Consider the following 23,441-nt stretch of genomic DNA (forward strand, 5'->3'; position numbering starts at 1 on the left):
AGAGTTTTTACCTGTCTGGTCAAGCCAAAAAACGTAAAATTAATATTAGCGATATAACAGGATGTGATTATCACCTGCGTGATTTTTTACACGGCTTGTTCAATACGCATACCCGTTTTATGGAATTCCGTTAAGTGAGTACCAAACGTACTATGCTTAAAAGGTGTCTTTTCCATGAATCGTATATTCAGGAGAAAATAAGATGATGACTTCAATGAGCAAAAAAATGGCCGCGGCTGTAGTGGCAGTAACCCTGGTAATGTCACTGAGCGCATGTTCTAACATGTCCAAGCGTGATCGTAACACCGCTATCGGTGCAGGCGCCGGTGCCATCGGTGGTGCTGTATTAACCGACGGCAGTGCGCTGGGCACGCTGGGCGGCGCAGCAGTAGGTGGTCTTATCGGTCATCAGGTGGGTAAATAAGCCTCGACGACCCCATAACGATAATAAAGTATTCGGTTATTCAGGTCTGACTTACGCACCAAAAATATGGGCCACGGGGATTTTCCCCGTGGCCCAATTTATTGCAGCCGGGTAAAAAGAATATATTTTAACCGCCCGCCAGTTTGACCTTCATGCCTTTGGCTTCGAGCAGTGATTTAATCAGATCACGCTTGTCACCCTGAATTTCGATAACGCCATCTTTCAACGCCCCGCCGCAACCGCATTTCTTTTTAAGCTCAGCCGCCAGTTTGGTGAGGGTGGCATCGTCGGCGTCAATACCGGTAATCAGGCACACGCCCTTTCCCTTGCGCCCGCTGGTCTGCCGCTGAATACGGACAATACCGTCGCCTTTCGGACGCTCAACAACGGCTTTAGGTTCGTCGATCCGGCCACTTTCGGTGGAATACACCAGGCGGCTGTTGGAATCACTCATGATTACTCCTGACGCAATGACGCGTTGATATCACGCAGGGTTTGCGCCGGATCCGCCGATTGGGTAACCGGACGACCGATGACCATGTAGTCCACTCCGGCACTCAACGCCTGTTCTGGCGTCATGATGCGACGCTGATCGCCTGCATCGCTGCCGGCCGGACGAATGCCCGGAGTCACCAGTTTGAACGCCTGGCCCAGCTCCTGTTTGAAGCGCACCGCTTCCTGAGCAGAGCAGACCACGCCATCCAGCCCGCATTTTTGGGTCAGCGCCGCCAGACGAGAGGCATAATCAGCAGGTGACAACGTCACACCGAGGTCCTGCAGATCGCTCGCTTCCATACTGGTGAGCACGGTAACGGCAATCAGCAACGGCGCATCTTTACCAAAGGGTAGCAGAGCTTCACGCGCCGCGGTCATCATACGTGCCCCACCGGAAGCATGGACGTTCACCATCCAGACGCCGAGATCGGCCGCGGCGGCTACGGCATGCGCCGTGGTATTAGGAATATCATGGAATTTGAGATCGAGAAAAATCTCGAACCCACGCTGCTGCAACTCGCGGACAAACTGTGGCCCGAACAGGGTGAACATCTCTTTTCCGACTTTCAGACGGCAATCGCGCGGGTCGATACGGTCGACAAATGCCAGCGCCTTGTCACGGTTGTTGTAATCGAGTGCAACAACAACGGGAGAAGCGGTAACCACGGAGGAAGGAGATGAAACGGTAGACGTCATGAGCGGACCTTCTTGTTGATGGGCGCAGTTCAGGCGCGAAAAAGGTAAACGGCGAGCATTCTACCGGGGAAGTCAGCAAATTAACAGGTCCGATTCCCTGCCCGACAATGGTGGCACGATGCCGAGGTGATGAGCAGTTAAACACGAGTAGTATGTTGTAACTAAAATCAGGTTTTTTTAAAAATTACTGCCCATCGAGGCCGCGAATTGGCTTCACCGTTGACCAGGCACGGCAGGACGGGCAGTGCCAGTACAGGGTATAGGCGGTAAACCCGCACTTCTGGCAGCGGTAACGCGGTTTACTGCGAACCTGTTCGCCTACCATGTCGCGCAGTACCATCAGGCTCTCTTTCGCACGCCCTTCTTCCGCTTCATTGAGGTGGTAATCCATCAGTTTGTGGAAGACGCGCATCGTCGGGTGGCGCTGTAGCTGACGGGTAATGTAGGTCTGGGCGCTGTCGCCCCCCTCTTTTTGCTCCATGACCTGAGCCAGCATCAGCTCTGCGGTCGCACCGGTGTTCTCTTCCACGCAGCGGCGCAGGAAGGTTTCCCACTCGTCGTCTTTACCGAGCTGCTGGTAACAGGTCTGGAGCATATCGAGCGTTTCACTAACCAGCTCTTTGTCCTGATCGATAACCCGCAGCAGGCTCTCTACCGCTTTCGCGTAGTCGCCTTTCGCCATCCACACGCGCCCCATCATGATAGAGATACGCGCGCTGTTGCGATCTGCCGACGCTCCTTTCTTCAGGAGCGTCATGGCTTTATCCATGTCGTTATTTGCCATCTGCTGCAGCGCCAGCTCGCACCAGAAGTGCGCGATTTCCGCACGGTGCTTTTCTTTGCCGAGCTTCACCAGACGTTCGGCGACGTCGATGGCTTTCTGCCACTCGCTGGTGGCCTGGTAGATTTGCAGCAGCTGCTGCAGTGCGCTGATGCGAAAATCGGTTTCATCCACCAGCTGGCTGAACATATCTTCGGCGCGGTCGTACATCCCGGCAGCCATGTAGTCACGGCCCAGTTGCTGTACGGCCAGCAGGCGCTGCTCGTAGGTCAGCGAAGCGCTTTCCATTAAGGTCTGGTGAATACGGATGGCGCGGTCAACTTCGCCGCGGGAGCGGAACAGGTTGCCAAGCGTCAGGTGGGCTTCGACGGTACCGGTATCCTCTTTAAGCATATCGAGGAACAGGTCTACCGCCTTATCTTGCTGATTGCTGAGCAGGAAGTTAACCCCCGCGACGTAGTCACGGGATAAACGGTTAGCATCGTCTGCTTTAGACTGTTGTGCACTTCTGCGCCCCATATACCAGCCGTAGGCAGCCGCAACGGGCAGAAGCAGAAACAACAACTCCAGCATAGATAATTATTCCTTCACGGCCGGAGCAGCCGGTTCTGACGTGGTGACCGTTGCCGGTGCAATCTGCTGCTCAAGGCGTTTAATTTTTCGCTCAGCGCGCATCAGTCCGACCCGGACGCGCAGCCAGAAAATGCCGCACACCAGCCAACCGATGACAAACCCGGCCGCAAACAGCGTTGCCAGAAGCGTTGACACTCTGAACTCGCCCTGCGCCAGAAGATAATTGAAGTTCACCAGCTGATCGTTTTGCGCCCCCAGCGTCACTGAGATAACAAAGACAGCCAACACCACTAAGAAAATGAGTAAATATTTCACATGACTTCCCGTTATGCGGTTTGTGCGAATAAATTATATGCAGCATGGCGCTTCCAGCCCTATAAAGTACCATCTTCGCTGCACCGGCGAAACGGTTAACCGCATTCCACCCACAGGATCTGCGGTTAACACAGGAGAAAATCAACCCTTACGGCCCTTCCTGCTCGCGCTTTTTAATTTCCGGCACTTCTTCTATCGGTGGCGTCAGTGGCCCACAGACTTTTTGTGCAAGCCAGGTGGCGATGGTGACCAGCAGCCCGGACATCAGAGTCGCCACAATTAAATCCTGCGGCCAGTGCATCCCCAACAGCAGCCGACTCCCCATCACCGCAGTAGCCCATAGCAGCAGAACAACAATGGTCAGCGTCCGACGGCGCGGCCATAATAGCCCAACGCCTAACAGCGCCCAGGTCGCGGCAAACATGGTGTGGCCGGAGGGAAAAGCAAATCCGGTCTCTTTTTGCCAATGAAGGCGTAAAAATTGAGGAATTTCTGTTTGTTGCGTGAGCTGTTTTTCCACCAGGGCTCCGCGTGCCTTACGCTTTAAATTGTAGAACGCAGACGTTGGGACCTGCTGTGTTTTTTCCAGCCAGACAACGAAGGGACGCGGCTCCTGAACCTGCTCTTTCACCCACGATTTCATGCCCTGCCCGACGAGGATCGCGCCGGCAAGAATGGCAAACAACATCACGGCGGCGCGCAGACGATACCGCAGGCACCAAAGGAACCACCCGCACAACAGCACGTGCGTGATAATACCCCACGGCTGCGTTACCGTTTCGGTGACCCACCACATGGCCTTTAACCACCCGCTGTCAGCGCCAGGCTGCCATCGCCAGCCTGAGATCCATACCGCAGCGGGCATGATAAGTAATACAGCAGTACCGATGGCGATACGTCGGGCAATCGACAGCATTTTCACTCCTTTTTCCCTTTCTGCTGTCATCATAACTGAAAATGCGTATTTCGCTCAAAGTGGTAAAATTTTGCAGTTTGTGCAGCAGCGTTTGCAGGCAATTAGGTGAAGTCCGTCGCAATGTGGCAAAATAAAGGGAAACAGAAAGCACATTGCGTGCTGGCGTAATCTGGAGAATCACATGCAGCTTAAACGTGTGGCAGAAGCCAAACTGCCAACCCCCTGGGGCGATTTCCTGATGGTGGGCTTTGAAGAACTGGCAACCGGGCAGGATCACGTGGCCCTGGTCTTCGGCGATATTTCCGGGCAGCAACCGGTTCTGGCACGCGTACATTCGGAGTGCCTGACGGGCGACGCGCTCTTTAGCCTGCGCTGTGATTGCGGTTTTCAGCTGGAAGCGGCCCTGACACATATTGCAGAAGAAGGCCGTGGCGTCCTGCTGTATCACCGCCAGGAGGGTCGTAATATCGGCCTGCTGAATAAAATTCGCGCTTATGCGCTGCAGGACCAGGGCTATGACACGGTGGAAGCCAACCATCAACTGGGCTTTGCCGCCGACGAGCGTGATTTCACCCTCTGTGCCGATATGTTCAAACTGCTCGGCGTGGATGAAGTGCGTCTGCTGACCAATAACCCGAAGAAAGTGGAAGTGCTGACCGAAGCGGGCATCAACATCATTGAGCGCGTTCCGCTGCTGGTCGGTCGTAATCCGAAAAACGAACACTATCTTGATACCAAGGCCGCAAAAATGGGCCACCTGCTGAGCGAGTAGGCTCAAAAGCAACGCTAAAAAATGAAAGGGCCAACGCTGAGTTGGCCCTTTTCGTTTAGTTCAGCATATTGCGTATCACGTAATGCAAAATACCGTCGTTCTGGTAGTAGGTGAGCTCCGTTGCCGTATCGATACGGCAGCGGCACTGCAGCGTCTCTTTGCTACCATCCGCGCGGGTTAACGTCACCGGAATCACTCCCCCCGGCTTAATCTGATTAAGATTAACGATATCAATCCGCTCTTCCCCGGTCAGCTTCAACGTTTTACGCGTCTCACCGTGCGGGAATTCCAGCGGCAGGATCCCCATCCCTATCAGGTTAGAGCGGTGAATACGCTCAAAGGACTCGGCAATCACCACTCGCACCCCCAGCAGACGCGGCCCTTTAGCTGCCCAGTCACGGCTGGAGCCTGATCCATACTCTTTACCTGCAATAACCGCGAGCGGTGTTCCCTCGTCTTTGTACTTCATTGCCGCATCGTAAATAGAGATAGCCTCGGTTTCCGGCAGGTGCCGCGTCATACCACCTTCGACGCCCGGGACCATTTCGTTACGAATACGGATGTTGGCGAAGGTGCCACGCATCATAACCTCGTGGTTGCCGCGACGTGAGCCGTAGGAGTTAAAATCCCGACGCTCAACGCCATGATTTTGCAGATAGCGCCCCGCCGGGCTGTCGGCTTTGATGCTCCCGGCCGGTGAAATGTGGTCTGTTGTGACCGAATCTCCCAGCATCGCCAGCACTCGCGCCCCGTGAATATCTTCAACCGGATCCGGCTTCACGCCCATCTCATCGAAGAATGGCGAGAGGCGGATGTAGGTTGAATCATCCTGCCAGCCGTAGGTATCTGAGCGCGTGACTTTGATGGCCTTCCACTCCGGCGTACCTTCAAATACCTCGGCGTACTCTTTGTGGAACATCTCCGTCGAGACTTCGTCTACCGCACGGGCAATATCCTGACCGCTCGGCCAGATATCCTTCAGATACACCGGGTTGCCATTCTGGTCCTGGCCCAGCGGATCGGTCGTCAGGTTAACGTTCATGTTACCGGCCAGCGCATAGGCAACCACCAGCGGCGGTGAGGCCAGCCAGTTGGTTTTCACCAGCGGATGGATACGCCCTTCAAAGTTACGGTTACCGGAAAGCACCGCGCCCACCGTCAGATCGCCCTGCTTGATGGCGGTTTCAATGGGCTCCGGCAGCGGGCCAGAGTTACCAATACAGGTGGTACAACCGTAACCCACCAGGTTAAAGCCCAGCTCATCCAGGAACGGCGTGAGCTTCGCGTGTGCCAGGTAGTCAGAAACCACTTTTGAGCCTGGCGCCAGCGAGGCTTTGACCCACGGCTGCGGTTTCAGACCGCGTTTTACCGCGTTACGCGCCAGCAAACCGGCGGCCATCAGCACGCTCGGGTTAGAAGTGTTAGTACAGGAGGTGATCGCGGCAATCACCACCGCGCCTTCCGGCAGTTGATACTGTTGACCGTTCAGCGAAAAATCCACCGGACGGTGGTCTTTCTGCGCGGCGTTGATTTCCAGCTCGTTACTGGCGTTGAAGGCTTTCGGGACATCGCCAAGCGCTACGCGATCCTGCGGGCGTTTTGGCCCGGCAAGGCTTGCCTCGACGTCGCCCATATCAAGCTCAAGCGTGCTGGTAAATACCGGTGCATCACCCGTATTACGCCACATCCCCTGCGCTTTAGCGTACGCCTCTACCAGCGCAATCTGTTCTTCGCTACGCCCGCTGAGGCGCATGTAATCGAGGGTCACGCCATCGATGGGGAAGAAGCCGCAGGTCGCGCCATATTCCGGCGACATGTTACCGATGGTGGCCCGATCGGCAAGCGGCAATGAATCCAGTCCATCGCCGTAGAATTCAACAAATTTACCCACCACGCCGTGTTTACGCAGCATCTGCGTGACGGTAAGCACGAGGTCGGTTGCAGTGATCCCTTCGCGCAGTTTGCCGGTCAGCTTGAAGCCGACGACGTCCGGAATGAGCATCGAGACCGGTTGCCCGAGCATCGCTGCTTCCGCTTCAATGCCCCCCACGCCCCAGCCCAGCACGCCGAGGCCGTTGATCATCGTCGTGTGGGAATCAGTACCGACCAGGGTATCCGGATAAGCCACCCACTCCCCGTTCTGTTCTTCGCTCCAGACGGCTTTGCCAAGGTATTCCAGATTCACCTGGTGGCAGATGCCGGTGCCCGGTGGCACCACGCTGAAGCGGCTAAACGCCTGCTGGCCCCAGCGCAGAAAGACGTAGCGTTCGTGGTTACGCTCCATCTCCAGACGAACGTTTTCTTCAAAAGCGCTATCATCGCCAAAGTGGTCTACGGTCACCGAGTGGTCAATGACCAGATCAACCGGTGACAACGGGTTGACTTTAGCGGTATCTCCCCCCAGGCGCTTCACGGCCTCACGCATGGCGGCCAGATCCACCACCGCCGGTACGCCGGTGAAGTCCTGCATCAGTACGCGAGCCGGGCGATAGGCGATTTCTCGATCGGCGTGGGCGTTTTTAAGCCATCCGGCCAGCGCCTGGATATCTTGCTCGGTTACGGAATCCCCGTCCTGCCAGCGCAGGAGGTTTTCGAGCAGAACTTTGAGAGATTTGGGAAGACGGGAAATATCCCCGAGGGTTTTAGATGCCAGCGGCAGGCTGTAGTAGTGATACGTTTTATCTTTGACCTGCAATGTATCCTTACTGGCTGTTCGTAGGGTCGACGACATAGCTCCTCCTTAATGGCAGAGATTGGATTCCCTGATAATCCACAGGGTCTGTCATTAAAGATAACACAAACATGTCGTAACGATTTGATAACAACCCGAATTGATAAAATCGGTGAAAACTGCCGTAAAAACAAAACCCGACGCACGGGCCGGGTTTGACGATCGATTAACTGATGAAGAGATGTGCCAGTTCGCTCCAGAAGAGAATTGACAGCAGGAAGGCAACCATCCACGACCAGTATTTCATATCGCTATGATTATTAGTCATATTCACACCCGTTAATAATATTCATTCCTGAACACTGCCATCGTAGTGGAAGCACATTATTGCTGTCGTGTAAATACAACCATGCTGTCGGGAAATAAATCCTGACGAAAAGATGGGTTAATTAATAATTTATTATTTTTTCTGGGCCGGAGTTTCTTCGATGAACGCTTCAATAAAAGCTTTCTGCTGCGGAGTTAACTTCCAGGACTCCGGAACAGACGTTGCCACCACCTTCTCAGATGGTTCGCACTGTTCATCTGACTGACACACTGGCTTAACGACTACAGATTGACCAGAAACAACCATAGTTAACCCCAATATTTCCAGATAAGTACGGCGATAACGACCCAGAACACAGTGGAACCCACAAAAACCGCTAGCCAGGCTTTACGCTTAAGTGCCGGATCCCTTTGCGGCTCTTCGCTTCCTGATGGCATTGCTAACCTCATATGATAGATTTCACTTATCGCTAAAGCACCAAACAATTGGCGCAATTAATCGTCATTGGGATAAATCCTAATTAAAATTTAGTCAAAAATCCAGTGAATTTGCCAATCAATTCCATGGAATTATTTAATCTTTTGACGTCGAAGAAATAATTGAACGGCAAAATTTGCATAGCGGAGAAATAGTTTCTACTTTGCTCACAGCGCATGATGTGAGATGAAACTTACGAATGAAAGCGGCGTGGGGAATTGTCACGAAAGAATGATAATGCAGGCAATTCTAATTTAGCTTTAGTGATCTTATTCACGAAATCCCCCCTTGAAGAGGGGATTTCATTTATCACTGACGGTATTATTTCTCTGGCAACTTAATATCTTTAAACATCGCCTCTATCTCTTCATTAGAGCGGAGCGCCACGGCGGTATCGACGACGTCGCGCGTCAGGTGTGGGGCGAATCGTTGAATAAAATCATACATATAGCTTCTCAGGAAGGTGCTGCGACGGAAGCCAATCTTGGTGGTACTGTGGCTGAAAACGCCCTGCGCATCGAGTTTCACCAGATCCGGGTCTGAATCCGGATCTACGGCCATGCTGGCGATCACCCCAACGCCAAGACCGAGGCGTACATAGGTTTTTATCACGTCAGCGTCGGTGGCGGTAAAGACGATGCGCGGCGTCAGACCAGCGCGGTTGAACGCCGTATCAAGCTCTGAACGCCCGGTGAAGCCGAAGGTATAGGTCACCAGCGGGTACTGCGCCAGCTCTTCAATAGTGACCGACGATTTCGCCGCCAGGGGGTGATCGGGGGTCACCACAATCGAGCGGTTCCAGTGATAGCACGGCAGCATCACCAGATCGTCATAGAGATGCAGCGCTTCGGTGGCAATGGCGAAGTCCGCATTGCCTTTTGAGACCGCCTCAGCAATCTGTGTCGGCGACCCCTGATGCATGTGCAGAGACACGCGAGGATAGCGCTCGATAAAGCCCTTAATCACGCCGGGAAGCGCATAACGAGCCTGGGTGTGGGTGGTGGCGACGTACAGCGAGCCTTTATCAGGCCAGGTGTGCTCACCGGCAACCGACTTAATGGCTTCGACCTTCGACAGCACCTCACGGGCGATGCGGATGATCTCCTGCCCTGCCGGGGTGACCTGGGTAAGATGCTTGCCGCTGCGGGCGAAGATCTGGACCCCCAGCTCATCTTCCAGCATGCGTACCTGCTTGCTGATGCCAGGCTGCGAGGTGTAGAGCCCTTCAGCCGTCGATGAAACGTTGAGATTGTGATTGACAACCTCAACGATATAGCGGAGTTGCTGTAGTTTCATGCAGGTACCCGATTAGCGCTGACGACTCATCGTTTAAGACGATTTGAGTATAAGAAGGTGGTTAACTATAACCACTATATCATTTATACCTGAACTGTATAGATGTGACTAAAAAATAATAACGCTGTTATAAAAAAAGGGCCGCTAAGCGGCCCTTTCACAAAAATGCTACCCGGTCAGGCAGAAATTACTTCTTACCTTCCACCCACTTACCGTCTACAAAGAAGGCTGACCAGCCGGTTGCCTTGCCGTCTTTTTCTGACGAGACATACTGCTGTTTGGTCTTACGGCTGAAGCGGACCATAGTCTTGTTGCCTTCTGCGTCGGTCTGCGGCGCATCGGCCAGATAACGCAGTTTTTCCGGCAGACGATCGCGGAAGCGGTACAGCTCTTCCACCAGCGGCGCGCGGGTCTCACGTGATTTCGGGAAGGTGTTAGCAGCCAGGAAGACCCCGGCAGCGCCGTCACGCAGTACGAACCAGGCGTCAGATTTCTCACACGGCAGCTCCGGCAGCGGGACCGGATCTTCTTTCGGCGGCGCCACATCCCCGTTACGCAGGATTTTACGCGTGTTCTTACAGTCGTCGTTGGTACAGGCCATGTACTTACCAAAACGCCCCATTTTCAGGTGCATTTCAGAACCACATTTTTCACACTCGACGACGGGACCGTCATAGCCCTTGATGCGGAATTCACCTTCTTCGATTTCGTAGCCGTCGCAGGTCGGGTTGTTACCACAGACGTGCAGCTTGCGCTTCGGATCGATGAGGTAGCTGTCCATCGCCGTGCCGCATTTCAGGCAGCGACGCTTGGCGCGCAGCGCGTTGGTTTCAGCGTCGTCGCCTTCCAGCACGTTGAGCACTTCGTTTTCCGGCACCAGGTTAATGGTGGTTTTGCAACGTTCTTTCGGCGGCAGCGCATAGCCTGAACAGCCGAGGAATACCCCGGTGCTGGCGGTACGGATCCCCATCTTACGGCCACAGGTCGGGCAGTCGATGCTGGTCAGCACCATCTGGTTCGGCTGCATGCCGCCCTCTTCCGGATCTTTCTCTGCCGTTTCCAGCTGACGAGTAAAATCACCGAAGAAGTTATCCAGTACCTGCTTCCATTCCGCCTTATGGTTAGCCACCTCATCGAGGTGATCTTCCATCTGGGCAGTGAAATCGTAGTTCATCAGGTCGCGGAAGTTGTCTTCCAGACGATCGGTGACGATCTCGCCCATTTTTTCGGCATAGAAGCGACGGTTTTCCACACGCACATAGCCACGATCCTGGATGGTGGAGATGATTGACGCGTAGGTGGACGGACGACCGATACCGCGTTTTTCCAGCTCTTTCACCAGAGAGGCTTCGCTGAAGCGCGCTGGCGGTTTGGTGAAGTGCTGCGCAGGCAGCAGTTCAATCAGGGACAGCGTATCGCCCTTATTCACCGCCGGCAGCGTGCGATCTTCATCGCCTTTACGCAGCGCGGGCATCACTTTGGTCCAGCCGTCGAAGCGCAGGGTACGACCGCGCGCCTTCAGTTTGAACTCAGAGGCTTCCACCGTCAGGGTGGTTGAGTCGTACTGGGCCGGCGTCATCTGGCAGGCGACAAACTGGCGCCAGATAAGCTGATACAGTTTCTGCGCGTCGGCTTCCATATCCTTCAGGCTTTCAGCCAGAACGGAGACGTCAGACGGACGAATAGCTTCGTGCGCTTCCTGGGAATTTTCTTTGCTGGCGTACTGGTTCGCGTTCTCCGGCAGATATTTTTTGCCGAAGTTGTCGCTGATATAGTCGCGCACCATGCTGACCGCGTCCTGGCTCAGGTTGGTGGAGTCAGTACGCATATAGGTGATGTAACCCGCTTCATACAGACGCTGGGCCATCATCATGGTTTTCTTCACGCCATAGCCCAGACGGGTGCTGGCAGCCTGCTGGAGCGTTGAGGTGATAAACGGCGCGCCAGGTTTGCTGCTGGTCGGTTTATCTTCGCGATCGAGCACGCTGTAGCGCGCTTTTTCCAGCAGCGCGACGGCAGCCATTGTTTCGTCACCGGTCACCGGGCGGAACGGCTTATCTTTCTGGTGTGTCACCTGCAGCGGCAGGTTCTCACCGGCCGGCGTCGTCACGTTGGCATCGACTTCCCAGTACTCTTCCGGGACGAAAGCTTTGATTTCACGCTCGCGCTCTACCACCAGACGAACCGCAACGGACTGAACGCGACCGGCGGACAAGCCGCGGGCGATTTTCTTCCACAGCAGCGGAGACACCATATAACCCACCACGCGGTCCATGAAGCGGCGCGCCTGCTGGGCATTAACTCGGTCGATATTCAGCTCGCCTGGCTTTTCGAACGCCTGGCGGATCGCGTTTTTGGTGATTTCGTTGAACACCACGCGGCTGTATCGCGTTTCATCACCACCGATCACTTCCCGCAGGTGCCATGCAATGGCTTCCCCTTCGCGGTCAAGGTCGGTTGCGAGATAGATGTGGTCGGCTTTTTCCGCCAACTGTTTGAGCTCTGAAACTACCTTTTCTTTGCCCGGGAGCACTTCGTAGTGCGCATTCCAGTCATGCCATGGGTCAACGCCCATACGGTTGACAAGCGCGCCACGTTCATCCTTTTTAGGCTTTTTAGCCGTTTTGGTGGAGGTAGAGTCAGCGCTCTTTTTGGAGGCTGAGCCACTGGTCGGCAAATCGCGGATATGACCGACGCTGGACTTAACCACGTAGTCATTTCCCAGATACTTATTGATCGTTTTGGCTTTTGCCGGGGACTCAACGATAACGAGAGCTTTACCCATATTCACCTTACCTAATTTGATTCTTCCAGAATACATCGCACACAGATTCACCTTCCACTGGCGACGAGCCTTGATATTGCGGCAGCGCCAATGGATATCAACCCCTGAGCGTTACGGCCCCAGAATGCCAGTGCCAGATGGCTGAGCGTACTGACGGTTCTCGCCAGGTGGTATAGCACGAAGAATTTTCGGTCGAATGTCAAGCAAATCTGTTGCCAGATTGCCGAAAGCGTCACACTGTACCTGATAAAATTCGTTACGCAACTTTATTAGCATGCAAAAGCAAATCCTGCCAGCAACCTCACGTGCTTGATGTCCGTGTAAAGACAAGGGAAAATTTGCCCGAGTGCGCCTTTGGGGCGTAAACTAGCAGCAGAGATTTCCAGGAGTGAATGATGTCTAATACCCAACCTATCGATAAACAAACCCTTCTCGTAGAAGCTAACCGACTCATTCGTGAGCATGAAGATACGCTTGCAGGCATTGAGGCCACCGGCGTCACGCAACGTAATGGGGTGTTGGTCTTTAGCGGTGAGTATTTCCTTGATGAACAAGGGCTGCCTACCCCGAAGAGCACCGCGGTATTCAATATGTTTAAATACCTGGCGCACGAGCTCTCAGAAAAATATCACCTGATTGATTAAACAAAAACGCGGGGTTTACCCCGCGTTTTGCTTTTTAGACCATCGGCTTTTGCCCGCGCTGCCACCAGCGCAGCAGCAGTTTATCCGCGCTCTCTGCGGCGCTGCCGGTAAAGCGGTCCATCAGCTTTTTCTTTTGCAGATAGCGGACGCTTATCACTTCACGATCGGCAATCAGGCTGAGCAGCAGATCGTCGCTGGTGCGTACTTCATCAACCAGCCCTTTCTCCAGTGCCTGTACGCCGTACCAGTGCTCGCCGGTCGCCACCTGATCGATATCCAGCGTCGGACGCATCTGCTTAACGAAGGATTTAAACAGGTCGTGGGTTTCGTTCAGCGATTCGCGGAACTTCTGCCGTCCTTCTTCGGTGTTTTCACCGAGCATCGTCAGGGTACGTTTGTATTGCCCGGCAGTATGCAATTCGACGTCGATCTCTTTACCCTTCAGAAAACGGTTAAAGTTCGGGATCTGCGCCACCACGCCGATAGAGCCAATAATGGAGAACGGGGCTGCGACAATTTTATTCGCCACGCAGGCCATCATGTAGCCGCCGCTTGCCGCCACCTTATCCACCGCCACGGTGAGTGGAATAGACTTATCGCGCAGACGCTGGAGCTGTGAAGAGGCCAGGCCATAGCCATGGACCACCCCGCCGGGGCTTTCGAGACGCAGCAACACTTCATCCTGCGGTTTAGCCACCGCCAGCACGGCGGTTATCTCTTCACGCAGACCGCTGACCTCGTGGGCATCCATACTACCTTTGAAATCGAGCACCCAGACGCGCGGTTTACCGTGGTCGTGGGTCACGTTGAGTTTGGCCTTCGCTTTGGCTGCTTTCGCCTCAAGCTTGCGCTTTTTCTTTTGCGCCTTATGCCAGAGCTTCTGCTGATGGGGATCCAGTATCGCGACGGACATATCTTCCTGCATGTCCTGATACTGTTCGCTAAGGTTAGTCAGACGCAGCTCTCCGCGCTGTCGTTTACGTTGTGTCAGGTTAACGATGAGTGCAGCAATGATGGCAATCGCAACCACCACCGTGACAATCTTTGCTAAAAACAACCCATACTGAGACAGTAATTCCACTCTTCCACCTTGATTAAAATCACCTAACATTCGCGCTAAGTGTACAACACCGCCTGCTTACCGTCTCCGGCGTTATTTGACGCTGCGAGCTCTCTTCCTGTTTTTTTTCTGCCCGATGAAACCGTTGCAAAATGTTAATAACTCTACGATCTTTCCGCCTGGCTGATTGTATTAGCGCGCCGTTTAGGGCATAAAGCCCGAAAGCCAGACGAACAGAACCCAGGCGTGGTCGAAAAAGCGACCCCACAGGAGTCCCCGTGCACTATCAACCGCAACGCGATTTGCTGCAAAATCGTATTATTCTGGTGACCGGCGCCAGCGACGGCATTGGCCGTGAAGCAGCCCTCACCTATGCCCGCTACGGCGCAAGCGTCATTCTGCTTGGCCGTAACGAAGACAAACTGCGGGCTGTCGCCCAACAGATTCAGGATGAAGGCCATCTCCCGGCCTCATGGTTTACCCTCGATTTACTCACCTGCACGCCAGAGTCCTGCCAGCACCTGGCGCAGAAGGTTGCCGTCCACGCTCCGCGCCTTGACGGCGTGCTGCACAACGCCGGTCTGTTAGGCGATGTGGCACCGATGGCGGAACAGCGCCCTGAGGTGTGGCAACAGGTGATGCAGGTGAACGTGAACGCGACCTTTATGCTGACCCAGGCACTGCTTCCTTTATTACTGAAGTCTGAATCCGGATCGCTGGTGTTTACCTCATCAAGCGTCGGTCGTGAAGGCCGCGCCAACTGGGGAGCCTACGCGGCCTCCAAATTTGCGACAGAAGGGATGATGCAGGTGCTTGCCGAGGAGTATCAAAACCGTCATCTGCGGGTCAATTGTATCAACCCGGGCGGAACCCGCACCGGCATGCGCGCGAGCGCGTTCCCGACGGAAGATCCGCTAAAACTGAAAACACCCGCCGATATCATGCCGGTCTATTTATGGCTGATGGGCGATGACAGCCGTCGTAAGACTGGCATGACCTTTGACGCCCAGCCGGGCCGCAAACCGGGGATCTCGCAATGAGTGAAGAACGTTACCGCGAACGACAGCAGAAGGTAAAAGAGAAAGTGGATGCCCGCGTAGCGGCAGCTCAGGAAGAGCGCGGCATTGTTATCGTCTTTACCGGCAACGGCAAAGGTAAAACCACCGCCGCCTTTGGTACGGCTACCCGCGCCGTGGGACATGGCAAAAAAGTGGGCGTCGTACAGTTTATCAAAGGTACCTGGCCGAACGGCGAGCGCAATTTACTGGAGCCGCACGGCGTTGAGTTTCAGGTGATGGCCACCGGCTTTACCTGGGACACCCAGAACCGCGAGAGCGATACCGCCTCCTGCCTGGAAGTGTGGGAGCACGCTAAGCGCATGCTGGCAGATCCGGCGCTGGATATGGTCCTGCTCGATGAGCTCACCTATATGGTGGCCTACGACTACCTGCCGCTCGAAGAGGTTCTGGGCGCGTTGAACCAGCGCCCGGAACAACAAACGGTGATTATTACCGGCCGCGGTTGCCATCGCGACATTCTCGAGCTTGCCGATACCGTCAGCGAACTACGCCCGGTGAAGCATGCATTTGATGCCGGCGTTAAGGCGCAGATGGGGATTGATTATTAGGCATTAGCTTATCAATAAGCGTCTGATTCAGCGGCAGGCACAAGCAGTCTTCCCCTAAGGCCAGTTCGCTATCGGGAAGGTTTTGCCGCGCGACGTAGCGTTTTCGGTACTCTGTCGGCGTCAGGCCGCAGTATTTATTGAAGGCGGCTATCAGGTATTTATGCTCCTGAAAGCCGCAGCTATGGCTAATTTCGGTTATCGGGGTGCGGGTATCGCGCAGCAGCGTCCGCGCCTTATTGAGCCGCACCAGCGTCAGATACTCTTTGAAGTTGTAGCGGCTGACTTTCTTGAACAGCCGCGAGAACCACGAGTAGCTCATGCCGCTGTGGTTCGCGACCTCGCTCAGGCTGAGCGGCTGATCGAAATGCTGGTTAATATAATCGATACCCTTCTTTATCATCGCATCTTCACGCAGCGAACTCTCTGCGCGCTGGTCTGGCTCTCCGGCCACGGTCAGTGCATCAAGCAACAGATAGATGGCAGCAATGCGCTGGAACGGGGCATGGGAGTCGATAATCGCTTCCAGTAAGTGCACAAGGCGCTGGCGCACCTGCTGGTGATGGTTATCCGCAGGCCGCTCCTGGGTACACCAGTTCAGGCGTGGAGCGGGATGCAGTTCATCAAAAAGCCCCGGAGAGAACTGCACGGTCACCAGCGTGCTGCCCTCCACTTCAGCCCTTAAAGAATGTACCTCTTCGGCGTTGATATACAGCATGTTTCCCGCGGAAAGCTCAACGCTTTGCTGGCCCACCGCCAGCGAAAAACACCCGCTCAGTACGGTAATCAGCTCTGGCGCAGGATGCCAGTGTGGCTCACAGTAGCGCACCTGAGCGGCAAACACGTTCAGCTTTTCAGCATCGAATGCAATCAGCTCATAGCCGCTGTTTTGCGTCTGTCGCCCGGCTTCGGGAGTCTGGCGAGGGTGAGTCAGCGAAAAGGGAAACACGCGTCATCTCCTGTGATTAAGGGTTACTCATGCCCGGCGAGCACCGCATTCAGTTCTTCGCGCGTAATATCGAGCGCTAAAAACTCGGTCAGGGCAATCAGCAGCCCGCAGAACAGATCCGGCGCCAGGCGGATGAGCTTTTCACGGATCTGCTCCGGACTAACCGGGCTTTTACTCGCGATCAGCGCCACCACGCGGGCAAAGGCCTCCGGCTGCTGAATCAGCTGCTGCAGTGAATTATCATCGCGCAGCGGTACAAATCGCGGCGGGCACGCCACATTGAGCACCGCCTCAAGCGGCAGGTCGCGGGAAGACCCACCGACCCGGATCTGCCAGTCTCCCGGCGTCACCACCCATGCTTTCAGTCCAGGATGATAACAGGCAAGGTCGGCTATCGGCAGCGCCAGGGTCACTCGCGTTGTTTCACCGGCGGCCAGCGCCACTTTACTGAACGCCTTCAGCGCCTGTTCTTCCCGGATAAGTTCGCCCTGCGGAGCACTGACGTACAGCTGAACCACCTCTTTACCCGCGCATTCGCCGCTGTTGGTGAGATCAAATGATACCATCACGGTATCGTTCTCACCGGCCTCAGGGGCTGACAGCGTGAGATTACTGTAGGTAAACCGGGTGTAGCTTAAGCCAAAACCGAACGGGAACAGCGGCGTCATACGGCGTTTATCGTAATAGCGGTAGCCGACGAACAGCCCCTCACCATAATAGTGCTGCAGGTTCTCACCGGGGTAATGCAGCCAGGCCGGGGTTTCTTCCAGCGTATTGGGCACCGTTACCGTCAGTTTACCGCTCGGGTTGCGTTTACCGAAGAGGATCTCCGCCACCGCACGTCCCATTCCCTGACCGGCAAAGAAGGTCTCAAGCAGCGACTTACACTGCGGCAGCCAGGGCATAACCACCGCATCGCTGTTTGCCAGTACCACCACCACGTTCGTCTGAACCGCCGAAACTTCGTGGATCAGCCGCTCGTGCACCGCCAGAATATTCAGGTCATGACGATCGCCGTTCTCACCGTCCTCACCCACGGCGGTGCTGACAAAAATCACCGCCACATCGGCCTGGCTTGCCACTTCACGCGCCTGCGCCTGCGCCTGTTCGTCGCTTTGAACGTCATCCGGTGCCCCCACCGCCCACGACACGGTGAAATCATCGCCCGCGAGGTCGAAGATCTCATCAAGCGGTCTGTCCAGCAGATACGGCACCGTCGTTGCACAGCCAGAGCCCTGGATCACCGGCTCCTGCGCCGGCTTGCCCAGCACCGCAATGCGCGGCGTTTTCTCCGCACGCAGCGGCAGGAGGTTGTCGTCATTTTTCAGTAATACGATGGATTCTGCAGCCAGATGCTGTGATAACGCGTGATGTGCCGGGAAATCGGCCTGGGTATCCGGGCGGCGATGACGCTGTACTTTATCCAGTAGCGCAAGCATGCGCAGACAGGCAGTATCCACGACCGCCATCGGCACCTCTCCGGCGTTGATGGCTGCCAGCAGGGTTTGCTTATCGCGACGGGTTTCCGGCATGGCGAGATCGTTGCCCGCCATGAGCGATGCCGGACGGTCTTTAATGCCGTACCAGTCAGACATCACCAGTCCGTCGTAACCCCACTCTTCGCGCAGTACCTGAGTGAGCAGGAACGGATCCTGCGAGGTCTGAACGCCGTTCAGGCGGTTATACGAGGACATCACCGTCCATGGTTGAGACTTGTCGATGGCCCTCCTGAAGCCAGCAAGATAGATTTCGCGCAGCGCGCGTTCTTCCACGACGGAGTCCATTTCGGTACGACGGTATTCGGAGTTGTTGGCCGCGAAGTGCTTCAGACTCGCGCCCACCCCTTCCTGCTGCAGGCCATTAATCAGCGCGGCAGCGATATCACCGCTCACCACCGGATCTTCGGCGTAATACTCATATCCACGCCCGGCGAGCGGAGTGCGACGGATGTTAATACCGGGGCCAAGCAAAATACCTACGCCCATATGCTGGCACTCTCTGCCCAGCGCCTGGCCCATCTGCTGCACCAGATCGATGTCCCAGCTACACGCGAGGCTCGAGCCGTTCGGGAAGCAGGTCGCCGGCAGCGAGGTGCTGAACAGGGCTTCGCTCCCGCCTTTGGCGGCAGACTCCTCCCCGTTCGCCTTGTCGGCGGTCTGGGTAATGACGGAGATGAAGTCATCCATGCTCCACTTTTCGCTGCCGTCAATTTGTGCGCTGCTGTAGCGCACCCCATAGGTGCCGTCGGTCATCACGATATCGGCAATGCCGTGCTGGGGTAAAGACGCGGTTCGCCACAGGCCGTTGCCGGTCAGCAAATCGACTTTCTCTTCCGCCGTCATCGCGGCAATAATGCGGGTAAATTGGCTATTCATTCTCTCTGGCTCCCTGAGTTACAGCGCATTCTGCTTGCGCAGGCTAATTTTTTGCACGATATCGCGGTAGGTTTTTTCATCCAGCGAATAGCAGGCGACGAATATTGCACTCAATGCAAACATTACTCCGGGGAATAACGTCATCAGAATATTGATACCGTTAATTGCGCTGATAGTAATATTCCCGGCATCGTAGTGATAATAATCGAGCATCCAGCCAGCACAACCGCCACCAATGGCCATCGCTATTTTGGTGATGAAATTAAAGAAGCCATAAATGGCGCCCTCGGTGCGCACACCATGGTGCCACTCCGCATATTCTACGGTATCAGCAATCATTGATCACATGGCAACAAAACCCATGCCTAAAGTAATACTGTAGAGACATACCCCGGTCATAATCAGCCAGATATTATTACCAGCGACGAAGTATTGCATCAGTACACCCAGTACACCGATCAGCAGTGCCAGCAGGGTCATTCTTTTTTTGCCCATCAGGGCGATGATTTTTTCCGAGATAACCGTTCCGGCAATATAGGCGGCCGACTGGATCATAAAGAACGTCGCGGTGAAACCCTCGTTGCCGATGATGTATTTAATAAAGTAGATAGCAATCGCCATCCAGACGGTATAAGCGATATAAAAGAAGATGGTAAACATCGACAGGTTAATCAACGGCGCATTCCCCATCACCGCGCGCAGCATTTCCCGAAGCGTCGGCGCCGTCATCTCTTCTTCCTCGCCCACGCGCTCCCGGGTCATGCCGAAGCAGGCAAGGAACAGGAACGTCGCCAGCAGCGCAAAGCAGGAGACGGCAAAGACATAGCCCAACTGTTTATCATTAAAAGGTGAAATCAACAGGTCTGCGGTGGTGGACACAATCAGATAGCCGACAATGGCCAGCACAAAGCGGTACACCGACAGCGATGAACGCGAGGCTTCATGCTGAGTCAGGCGGTTGGTCAGTGCGGAATACGGCGTATTCACCGCCGTGTATGCCAGACAATAAATGGTGTAAGAAATCAGCGCGAAATAAAATTTCGCCTCACCACCGAATGGCAGGAAACACAGGACGGTTAAGAAACCCAGCGGAATGGAACCATATAATAACCACGGGCGTAATTTCCCATAGCGGCTGTGCGCTTTATCTATCGCAAAGCCAATCAGAATATTAAAGATAGCATCAATAACGCGCGCAATAACAAAAATCAGGCTCGCCTGCACAGCGCTAATGCCATAAATATTGGTGTAGAAGAACAGCAGGAATAACGACACAAAGCCAAATGACAGATTCGAGGCGAAATCACCAAAACCGTACCCTATTTTTTCTTTTACGCCTATAACCACATAGCTTGCCGATAACTTTTTGCTTGTATCCATTTTAGGCTACCTGTTTTTGTAATCAGTATCGACAGTATATGGCGTTGCCTGAAGCGCTACTTTGCGTTATTTGTCCGGGCATTTCCTGTTTTTTGTCTTTATACAGAAGTGTGAAAAACATCACAGGAGGAGGAGCAGAAAAGAAAAATCCGGCGAATTTCCGCCGGATTTTCAAGGGATTAACCGTTACCGTTGTTTCGTGTACTGGAACGACGGTTACTGTTGTTGTTACGGTTACTGCTATTGCTGTTCACCTGACTGTGACGTTTCACCGCACGGCGGATCTGATTTGCCTTCATGCGGCGACGGTCTTTTTCTACCGCCACTTTTGAGGTAGTTTCCGGGGTCAGCTCTACCAGCTCGCGCAGGTAGTTGGTCTGCGCCAGGTCAAGCTCGGTATAGCCACCGCGCGGCAGGCCTTTCGGCAGCTGGATATCACCGTAACGCACGCGGATAAGGCGGCTTACCTGTACGCCAACCGCTTCCCACAGGCGACGAACCTCACGATTACGCCCTTCTGTCAGGGTCACGTTGTACCACTGGTTGATACCTTCACCACCGCTGAACTTGATAGTTTTAAACGCGGCAGGACCGTCTTCCAGCTGTACGCCACGCGACAGATCGCGCAGTTTCGCTTCATCCACCTGACCAAATACGCGAACGGCGTATTCACGTTCAACTTCACGGCTCGGGTGCATCAGGCGGTTTGCCAGTTCACCGTCTGTCGTGAACAGCAGCAGACCACAGGTGTTAACGTCCAGACGACCAACGGCAATCCAGCGCGCGCCGCGCAGTTTTGGCAGGCGGTCAAACACGGTCGGACGCCCTTCCGGGTCGTTGCGGGTACAGAGTTCGCCTTCCGGCTTGTAGTAAGCCAGCACGCGGCAGATCTGCTCGGCGGACTCTTTAACGGAAATAAGATGCCCGTCGATACGGATTTTCAGGCCAGGGACAATGTCCACACGATCGCCAAGCGTGGCGATTTTGCCGTCCACGCTCACGCGGCCAGCAGAAATAATGGTTTCGATTTCACGGCGGGAGCCGTGGCCAGCTCGCGCCAGGACTTTCTGTAACTTTTCGCTCATTGAGCTTCCTTTAGCTGTCGCCTTCCCAGGCGTCGGGATGTAATTATGCGATTATTTTCAATAACTTATGAAAAGATCAGCCTGCTATTATACAGCGTTTTATCTGCGCTGTAATCCGCTTTGTTTCGCTTACGTCTCAAACACAGGGCCCGGTGGCACAGCCGTACACCATGATGAATGGAAATGCCGGGACCATCACCGGTACCCAGAGTGGGTTCATGCCCCGCGTTTTGTCACTGATGGTGACGGTAATTGGCGGGTTCATCTGCTGGAAACTGCTGTCCTGGCTGAAGTTGCGCGTCTCACCCCAGTGCCCTGTCGCGCGGAACGTGACAACCTGCTGCCCTGCGGTTTTCGCCGGTACGGCGGCGTACTTCTGCGTCAAATCCAGGCGTTGCTGCGCGCTCAACCCCTTTTCATCAATCCAGGTGTTGTACTGCGCTTCGACGTCACGCTTGTCCACTTCGAAATGGATAGCCATGCCGCGAACGTGGTTCCCGTACTCCTGCGACAGCGCCTTCCAGCGGTCATACAGCCCGCGCTGATTATCGAAATAATAGACGTAATCGCGAGACACCGCCGTCATGCCATTGTCGTTAACACGCAGGTCAATAATTTGGTCGCTTTCCGGCAGTGCCGGTTCATGTACGCTACAGGCGCTGAGCAGCACGCTGGCTGCCAGGACTCCTGGCATCATCCCGATTTTCACAACCCTACTCCCCAGATTGCAGGCAAATAAAAGGCGCCATCCGGCGCCCTCTGACAGCTGACTTTACAGAAACGGCTTCACATCGCCCACGCCTTCGCGCAGCACTTCCGGCGAGTCTTCCGTGAGGTCGATAACCGTCGTCGGTTGCTGCCCCAGATAACCGCCATGAATGATGAGGTCAACCTGCTTCTCCAGACGATCTTTGATCTCTTCCGGGTCAGATTCGGTAAACTCGCTCCCCGGCAGCATCAGTGAGGTAGAAAGCATCGGCTCACCCAGCGTTTCAAGCAAAGCCTGAGCGATTGGGTTGGAAGGTACACGCATACCGATGGTTTTACGTTTTTCCTGCAGCAGACGGCGCGGCACCTCTTTTGTCCCTTTCAGGATGAAGGTGTAGTTGCCCGGCGTGTTGTTCTTGATAAGACGAAACGCCACGTTATCGACCCACGCATAGGTCGAGAGCTCAGAGAGATCCCGGCACATCAGGGTAAAGTTGTGGCCATCAGGCAGATGACGGATACGACAGATTCGCTCCATCGCCCCCTTCTCTTCGATTTTACACCCCAGGGCATAGCCGGAGTCGGTCGGATAGACAATTACCCCACCCTTGCGCACGATCTCCACGGCCTGGTTAATCAGGCGAGCCTGCGGGTTTTCAGGATGAATATAGAAAAACTGACTCATACTTCCCTCTCGGTTATGTTTTGCGGCTGCTCCCAGGTATGCCATACGCCTTCAACACCCGCAGGGAGCCACAGCTTGCGGCCAAGCTCAATCCACGGGCAGGGCTGATGGAAATCCGATCCCTGTGACGCCAGCAAACCATACTGACGGGCATAGGTAGCAAGCTGTGCGCGCTCATGCGGCGCCTGCTGACACTGCGAGACTTCCATCGCATCACCCCCGCTTTCGGCGAAGAATGCCAGCAACCGCTTCAGCCATTTGGCGGAAAGATCGTACCTGCCGGGATGGGCAAGTACCGCTTTGCCACCAGAATGATGAATCACATCAATAGCTTGATCTATTGTACACCACTGCGGCGGAACGTAACCGGTTTTCCCACGTGCAAGATACTTTTTAAAGACG

At 54.7% G+C, this 23,441-nt stretch carries 22 protein-coding genes and 1 pseudogene; 5 read left to right on the forward strand and 18 right to left on the reverse strand.

Features of this window, described 5'->3' with window-relative positions; translation table 11 throughout:
• The first annotated feature begins 205 nt into the window (after nucleotides 1–205).
• Nucleotides 206–424, forward strand: a complete 219-nt coding sequence (gene osmB / locus GYRE_RS20175) for an osmotically-inducible lipoprotein OsmB (RefSeq protein WP_038257900.1) — start codon at nucleotides 206–208, stop codon at nucleotides 422–424.
• 127 nt (nucleotides 425–551) lie between these two features.
• Here osmB and yciH read toward each other — a convergent pair whose 3' ends face one another.
• From yciH to pgpB, 5 genes are all read right to left on the reverse strand, one after another.
• Nucleotides 552–878 (reverse strand): stress response translation initiation inhibitor YciH, encoded by a 327-nt coding sequence (yciH, locus tag GYRE_RS20180; protein WP_006819725.1) that lies wholly within the window; start codon nucleotides 876–878, stop codon nucleotides 552–554.
• A 2-nt stretch (nucleotides 879–880) separates the two neighbouring features.
• On the reverse strand, nucleotides 881–1,615 hold the full coding sequence (gene pyrF / locus GYRE_RS20185; protein WP_038257863.1) for an orotidine-5'-phosphate decarboxylase: 735 nt from the start codon (nucleotides 1,613–1,615) through the stop codon (nucleotides 881–883).
• 184 nt (nucleotides 1,616–1,799) lie between these two features.
• Nucleotides 1,800–2,969, reverse strand: coding sequence for a lipopolysaccharide assembly protein LapB (gene lapB, locus GYRE_RS20190; RefSeq protein WP_006819723.1), 1,170 nt, complete (start codon nucleotides 2,967–2,969; stop codon nucleotides 1,800–1,802).
• 6 nt (nucleotides 2,970–2,975) lie between these two features.
• Nucleotides 2,976–3,284, reverse strand: coding sequence for a LapA family protein (locus tag GYRE_RS20195; RefSeq protein ID WP_006819722.1), 309 nt, complete (start codon nucleotides 3,282–3,284; stop codon nucleotides 2,976–2,978).
• Nucleotides 3,285–3,432: 148 nt separating this feature from the next.
• Nucleotides 3,433–4,200, reverse strand: a complete 768-nt coding sequence (gene pgpB / locus GYRE_RS20200) for a phosphatidylglycerophosphatase B (protein ID WP_038257866.1) — start codon at nucleotides 4,198–4,200, stop codon at nucleotides 3,433–3,435.
• A gap of 181 nt (nucleotides 4,201–4,381) precedes the next feature.
• On the opposite strand from pgpB, the gene ribA reads away from it, so the two are divergent.
• Nucleotides 4,382–4,972: a GTP cyclohydrolase II gene (gene ribA, locus GYRE_RS20205; RefSeq protein WP_006819720.1), complete on the forward strand. Its 591-nt coding sequence runs from the start codon at nucleotides 4,382–4,384 to the stop codon at nucleotides 4,970–4,972.
• 55 nt (nucleotides 4,973–5,027) lie between these two features.
• Here the strand turns inward: ribA and acnA are convergent, their stop codons facing one another.
• The 5 genes from acnA to topA all read right to left on the reverse strand — a co-directional run bounded on the left by acnA (nucleotide 5,028) and on the right by topA (nucleotide 12,529).
• Nucleotides 5,028–7,703, reverse strand: a complete 2,676-nt coding sequence (gene acnA / locus GYRE_RS20210; RefSeq protein ID WP_006819719.1) for an aconitate hydratase AcnA — start codon at nucleotides 7,701–7,703, stop codon at nucleotides 5,028–5,030.
• 166 nt (nucleotides 7,704–7,869) lie between these two features.
• Nucleotides 7,870–7,971, reverse strand: a complete 102-nt coding sequence (gene ymiC, locus GYRE_RS25065; protein ID WP_237723264.1) for a small membrane protein YmiC — start codon at nucleotides 7,969–7,971, stop codon at nucleotides 7,870–7,872.
• Between the two features lie 308 nt (nucleotides 7,972–8,279).
• Entirely contained in the window at nucleotides 8,280–8,429 is a 150-nt protein-coding gene (locus GYRE_RS24035; RefSeq protein ID WP_475556569.1) for a YmiA family putative membrane protein, read from the reverse strand.
• Nucleotides 8,430–8,769: 340 nt separating this feature from the next.
• Nucleotides 8,770–9,744 (reverse strand): HTH-type transcriptional regulator CysB, encoded by a 975-nt coding sequence (cysB, locus tag GYRE_RS20215; RefSeq protein ID WP_006819715.1) that lies wholly within the window; start codon nucleotides 9,742–9,744, stop codon nucleotides 8,770–8,772.
• Between the two features lie 187 nt (nucleotides 9,745–9,931).
• Nucleotides 9,932–12,529: a type I DNA topoisomerase gene (gene topA, locus GYRE_RS20220; RefSeq protein ID WP_038257868.1), complete on the reverse strand. Its 2,598-nt coding sequence runs from the start codon at nucleotides 12,527–12,529 to the stop codon at nucleotides 9,932–9,934.
• 392 nt (nucleotides 12,530–12,921) lie between these two features.
• On the opposite strand from topA, the gene GYRE_RS20225 reads away from it, so the two are divergent.
• Entirely contained in the window at nucleotides 12,922–13,173 is a 252-nt protein-coding gene (locus tag GYRE_RS20225; RefSeq protein WP_006819712.1) for a YciN family protein, read from the forward strand.
• 34 nt (nucleotides 13,174–13,207) lie between these two features.
• Here the strand turns inward: GYRE_RS20225 and sohB are convergent, their stop codons facing one another.
• Nucleotides 13,208–14,254 (reverse strand): protease SohB, encoded by a 1,047-nt coding sequence (gene sohB, locus GYRE_RS20230; protein ID WP_038257870.1) that lies wholly within the window; start codon nucleotides 14,252–14,254, stop codon nucleotides 13,208–13,210.
• 257 nt (nucleotides 14,255–14,511) lie between these two features.
• Here sohB and GYRE_RS20235 point away from each other — a divergent pair, with 257 nt between their 5' ends.
• Together GYRE_RS20235 and cobO are read left to right on the forward strand one after the other, a co-directional pair.
• Complete coding sequence (locus tag GYRE_RS20235) at nucleotides 14,512–15,273, forward strand: YciK family oxidoreductase (RefSeq protein WP_038257873.1); 762 nt, start codon at nucleotides 14,512–14,514, stop codon at nucleotides 15,271–15,273.
• Nucleotides 15,270–15,860 (forward strand): cob(I)yrinic acid a,c-diamide adenosyltransferase, encoded by a 591-nt coding sequence (cobO, locus tag GYRE_RS20240; RefSeq protein WP_038257876.1) that lies wholly within the window; start codon nucleotides 15,270–15,272, stop codon nucleotides 15,858–15,860. Before GYRE_RS20235 ends, cobO begins: the two co-directional genes overlap by 4 nt.
• Here the strand turns inward: cobO and GYRE_RS20245 are convergent.
• The 7 genes and pseudogenes from GYRE_RS20245 to GYRE_RS20275 form a co-directional block, all read right to left on the reverse strand.
• The gene (locus GYRE_RS20245) at nucleotides 15,832–16,806 is read right to left on the reverse strand and encodes a helix-turn-helix transcriptional regulator (RefSeq protein ID WP_038257878.1); all 975 of its coding nucleotides are present in this window, start codon (nucleotides 16,804–16,806) and stop codon (nucleotides 15,832–15,834) included. The genes cobO and GYRE_RS20245 overlap by 29 nt on opposite strands.
• Nucleotides 16,807–16,829: 23 nt before the next feature.
• Nucleotides 16,830–19,181, reverse strand: a complete 2,352-nt coding sequence (locus GYRE_RS20250) for a beta-glucosidase (protein ID WP_038257880.1) — start codon at nucleotides 19,179–19,181, stop codon at nucleotides 16,830–16,832.
• Between the two features lie 18 nt (nucleotides 19,182–19,199).
• Nucleotides 19,200–20,561: pseudogene (locus GYRE_RS20255) on the reverse strand (MFS transporter).
• A 179-nt stretch (nucleotides 20,562–20,740) separates the two neighbouring features.
• Nucleotides 20,741–21,646, reverse strand: a complete 906-nt coding sequence (gene rluB, locus GYRE_RS20260; RefSeq protein ID WP_006819703.1) for a 23S rRNA pseudouridine(2605) synthase RluB — start codon at nucleotides 21,644–21,646, stop codon at nucleotides 20,741–20,743.
• A 136-nt stretch (nucleotides 21,647–21,782) separates the two neighbouring features.
• On the reverse strand, nucleotides 21,783–22,343 hold the full coding sequence (locus GYRE_RS20265; RefSeq protein WP_006819695.1) for a hypothetical protein: 561 nt from the start codon (nucleotides 22,341–22,343) through the stop codon (nucleotides 21,783–21,785).
• Nucleotides 22,344–22,418: 75 nt separating this feature from the next.
• Complete coding sequence (locus tag GYRE_RS20270) at nucleotides 22,419–23,039, reverse strand: L-threonylcarbamoyladenylate synthase (RefSeq protein ID WP_006819694.1); 621 nt, start codon at nucleotides 23,037–23,039, stop codon at nucleotides 22,419–22,421.
• Nucleotides 23,036–23,441 (reverse strand): PHP domain-containing protein (locus GYRE_RS20275; RefSeq protein ID WP_038257885.1); only part of this gene is annotated, 406 nt, incomplete at its 5' end. The genes GYRE_RS20270 and GYRE_RS20275, both read right to left, overlap by 4 nt.

This window comes from Yokenella regensburgei ATCC 49455, assembly GCF_000735455.1.
Classification (GTDB): Bacteria; Pseudomonadota; Gammaproteobacteria; order Enterobacterales; family Enterobacteriaceae; genus Yokenella; species Yokenella regensburgei.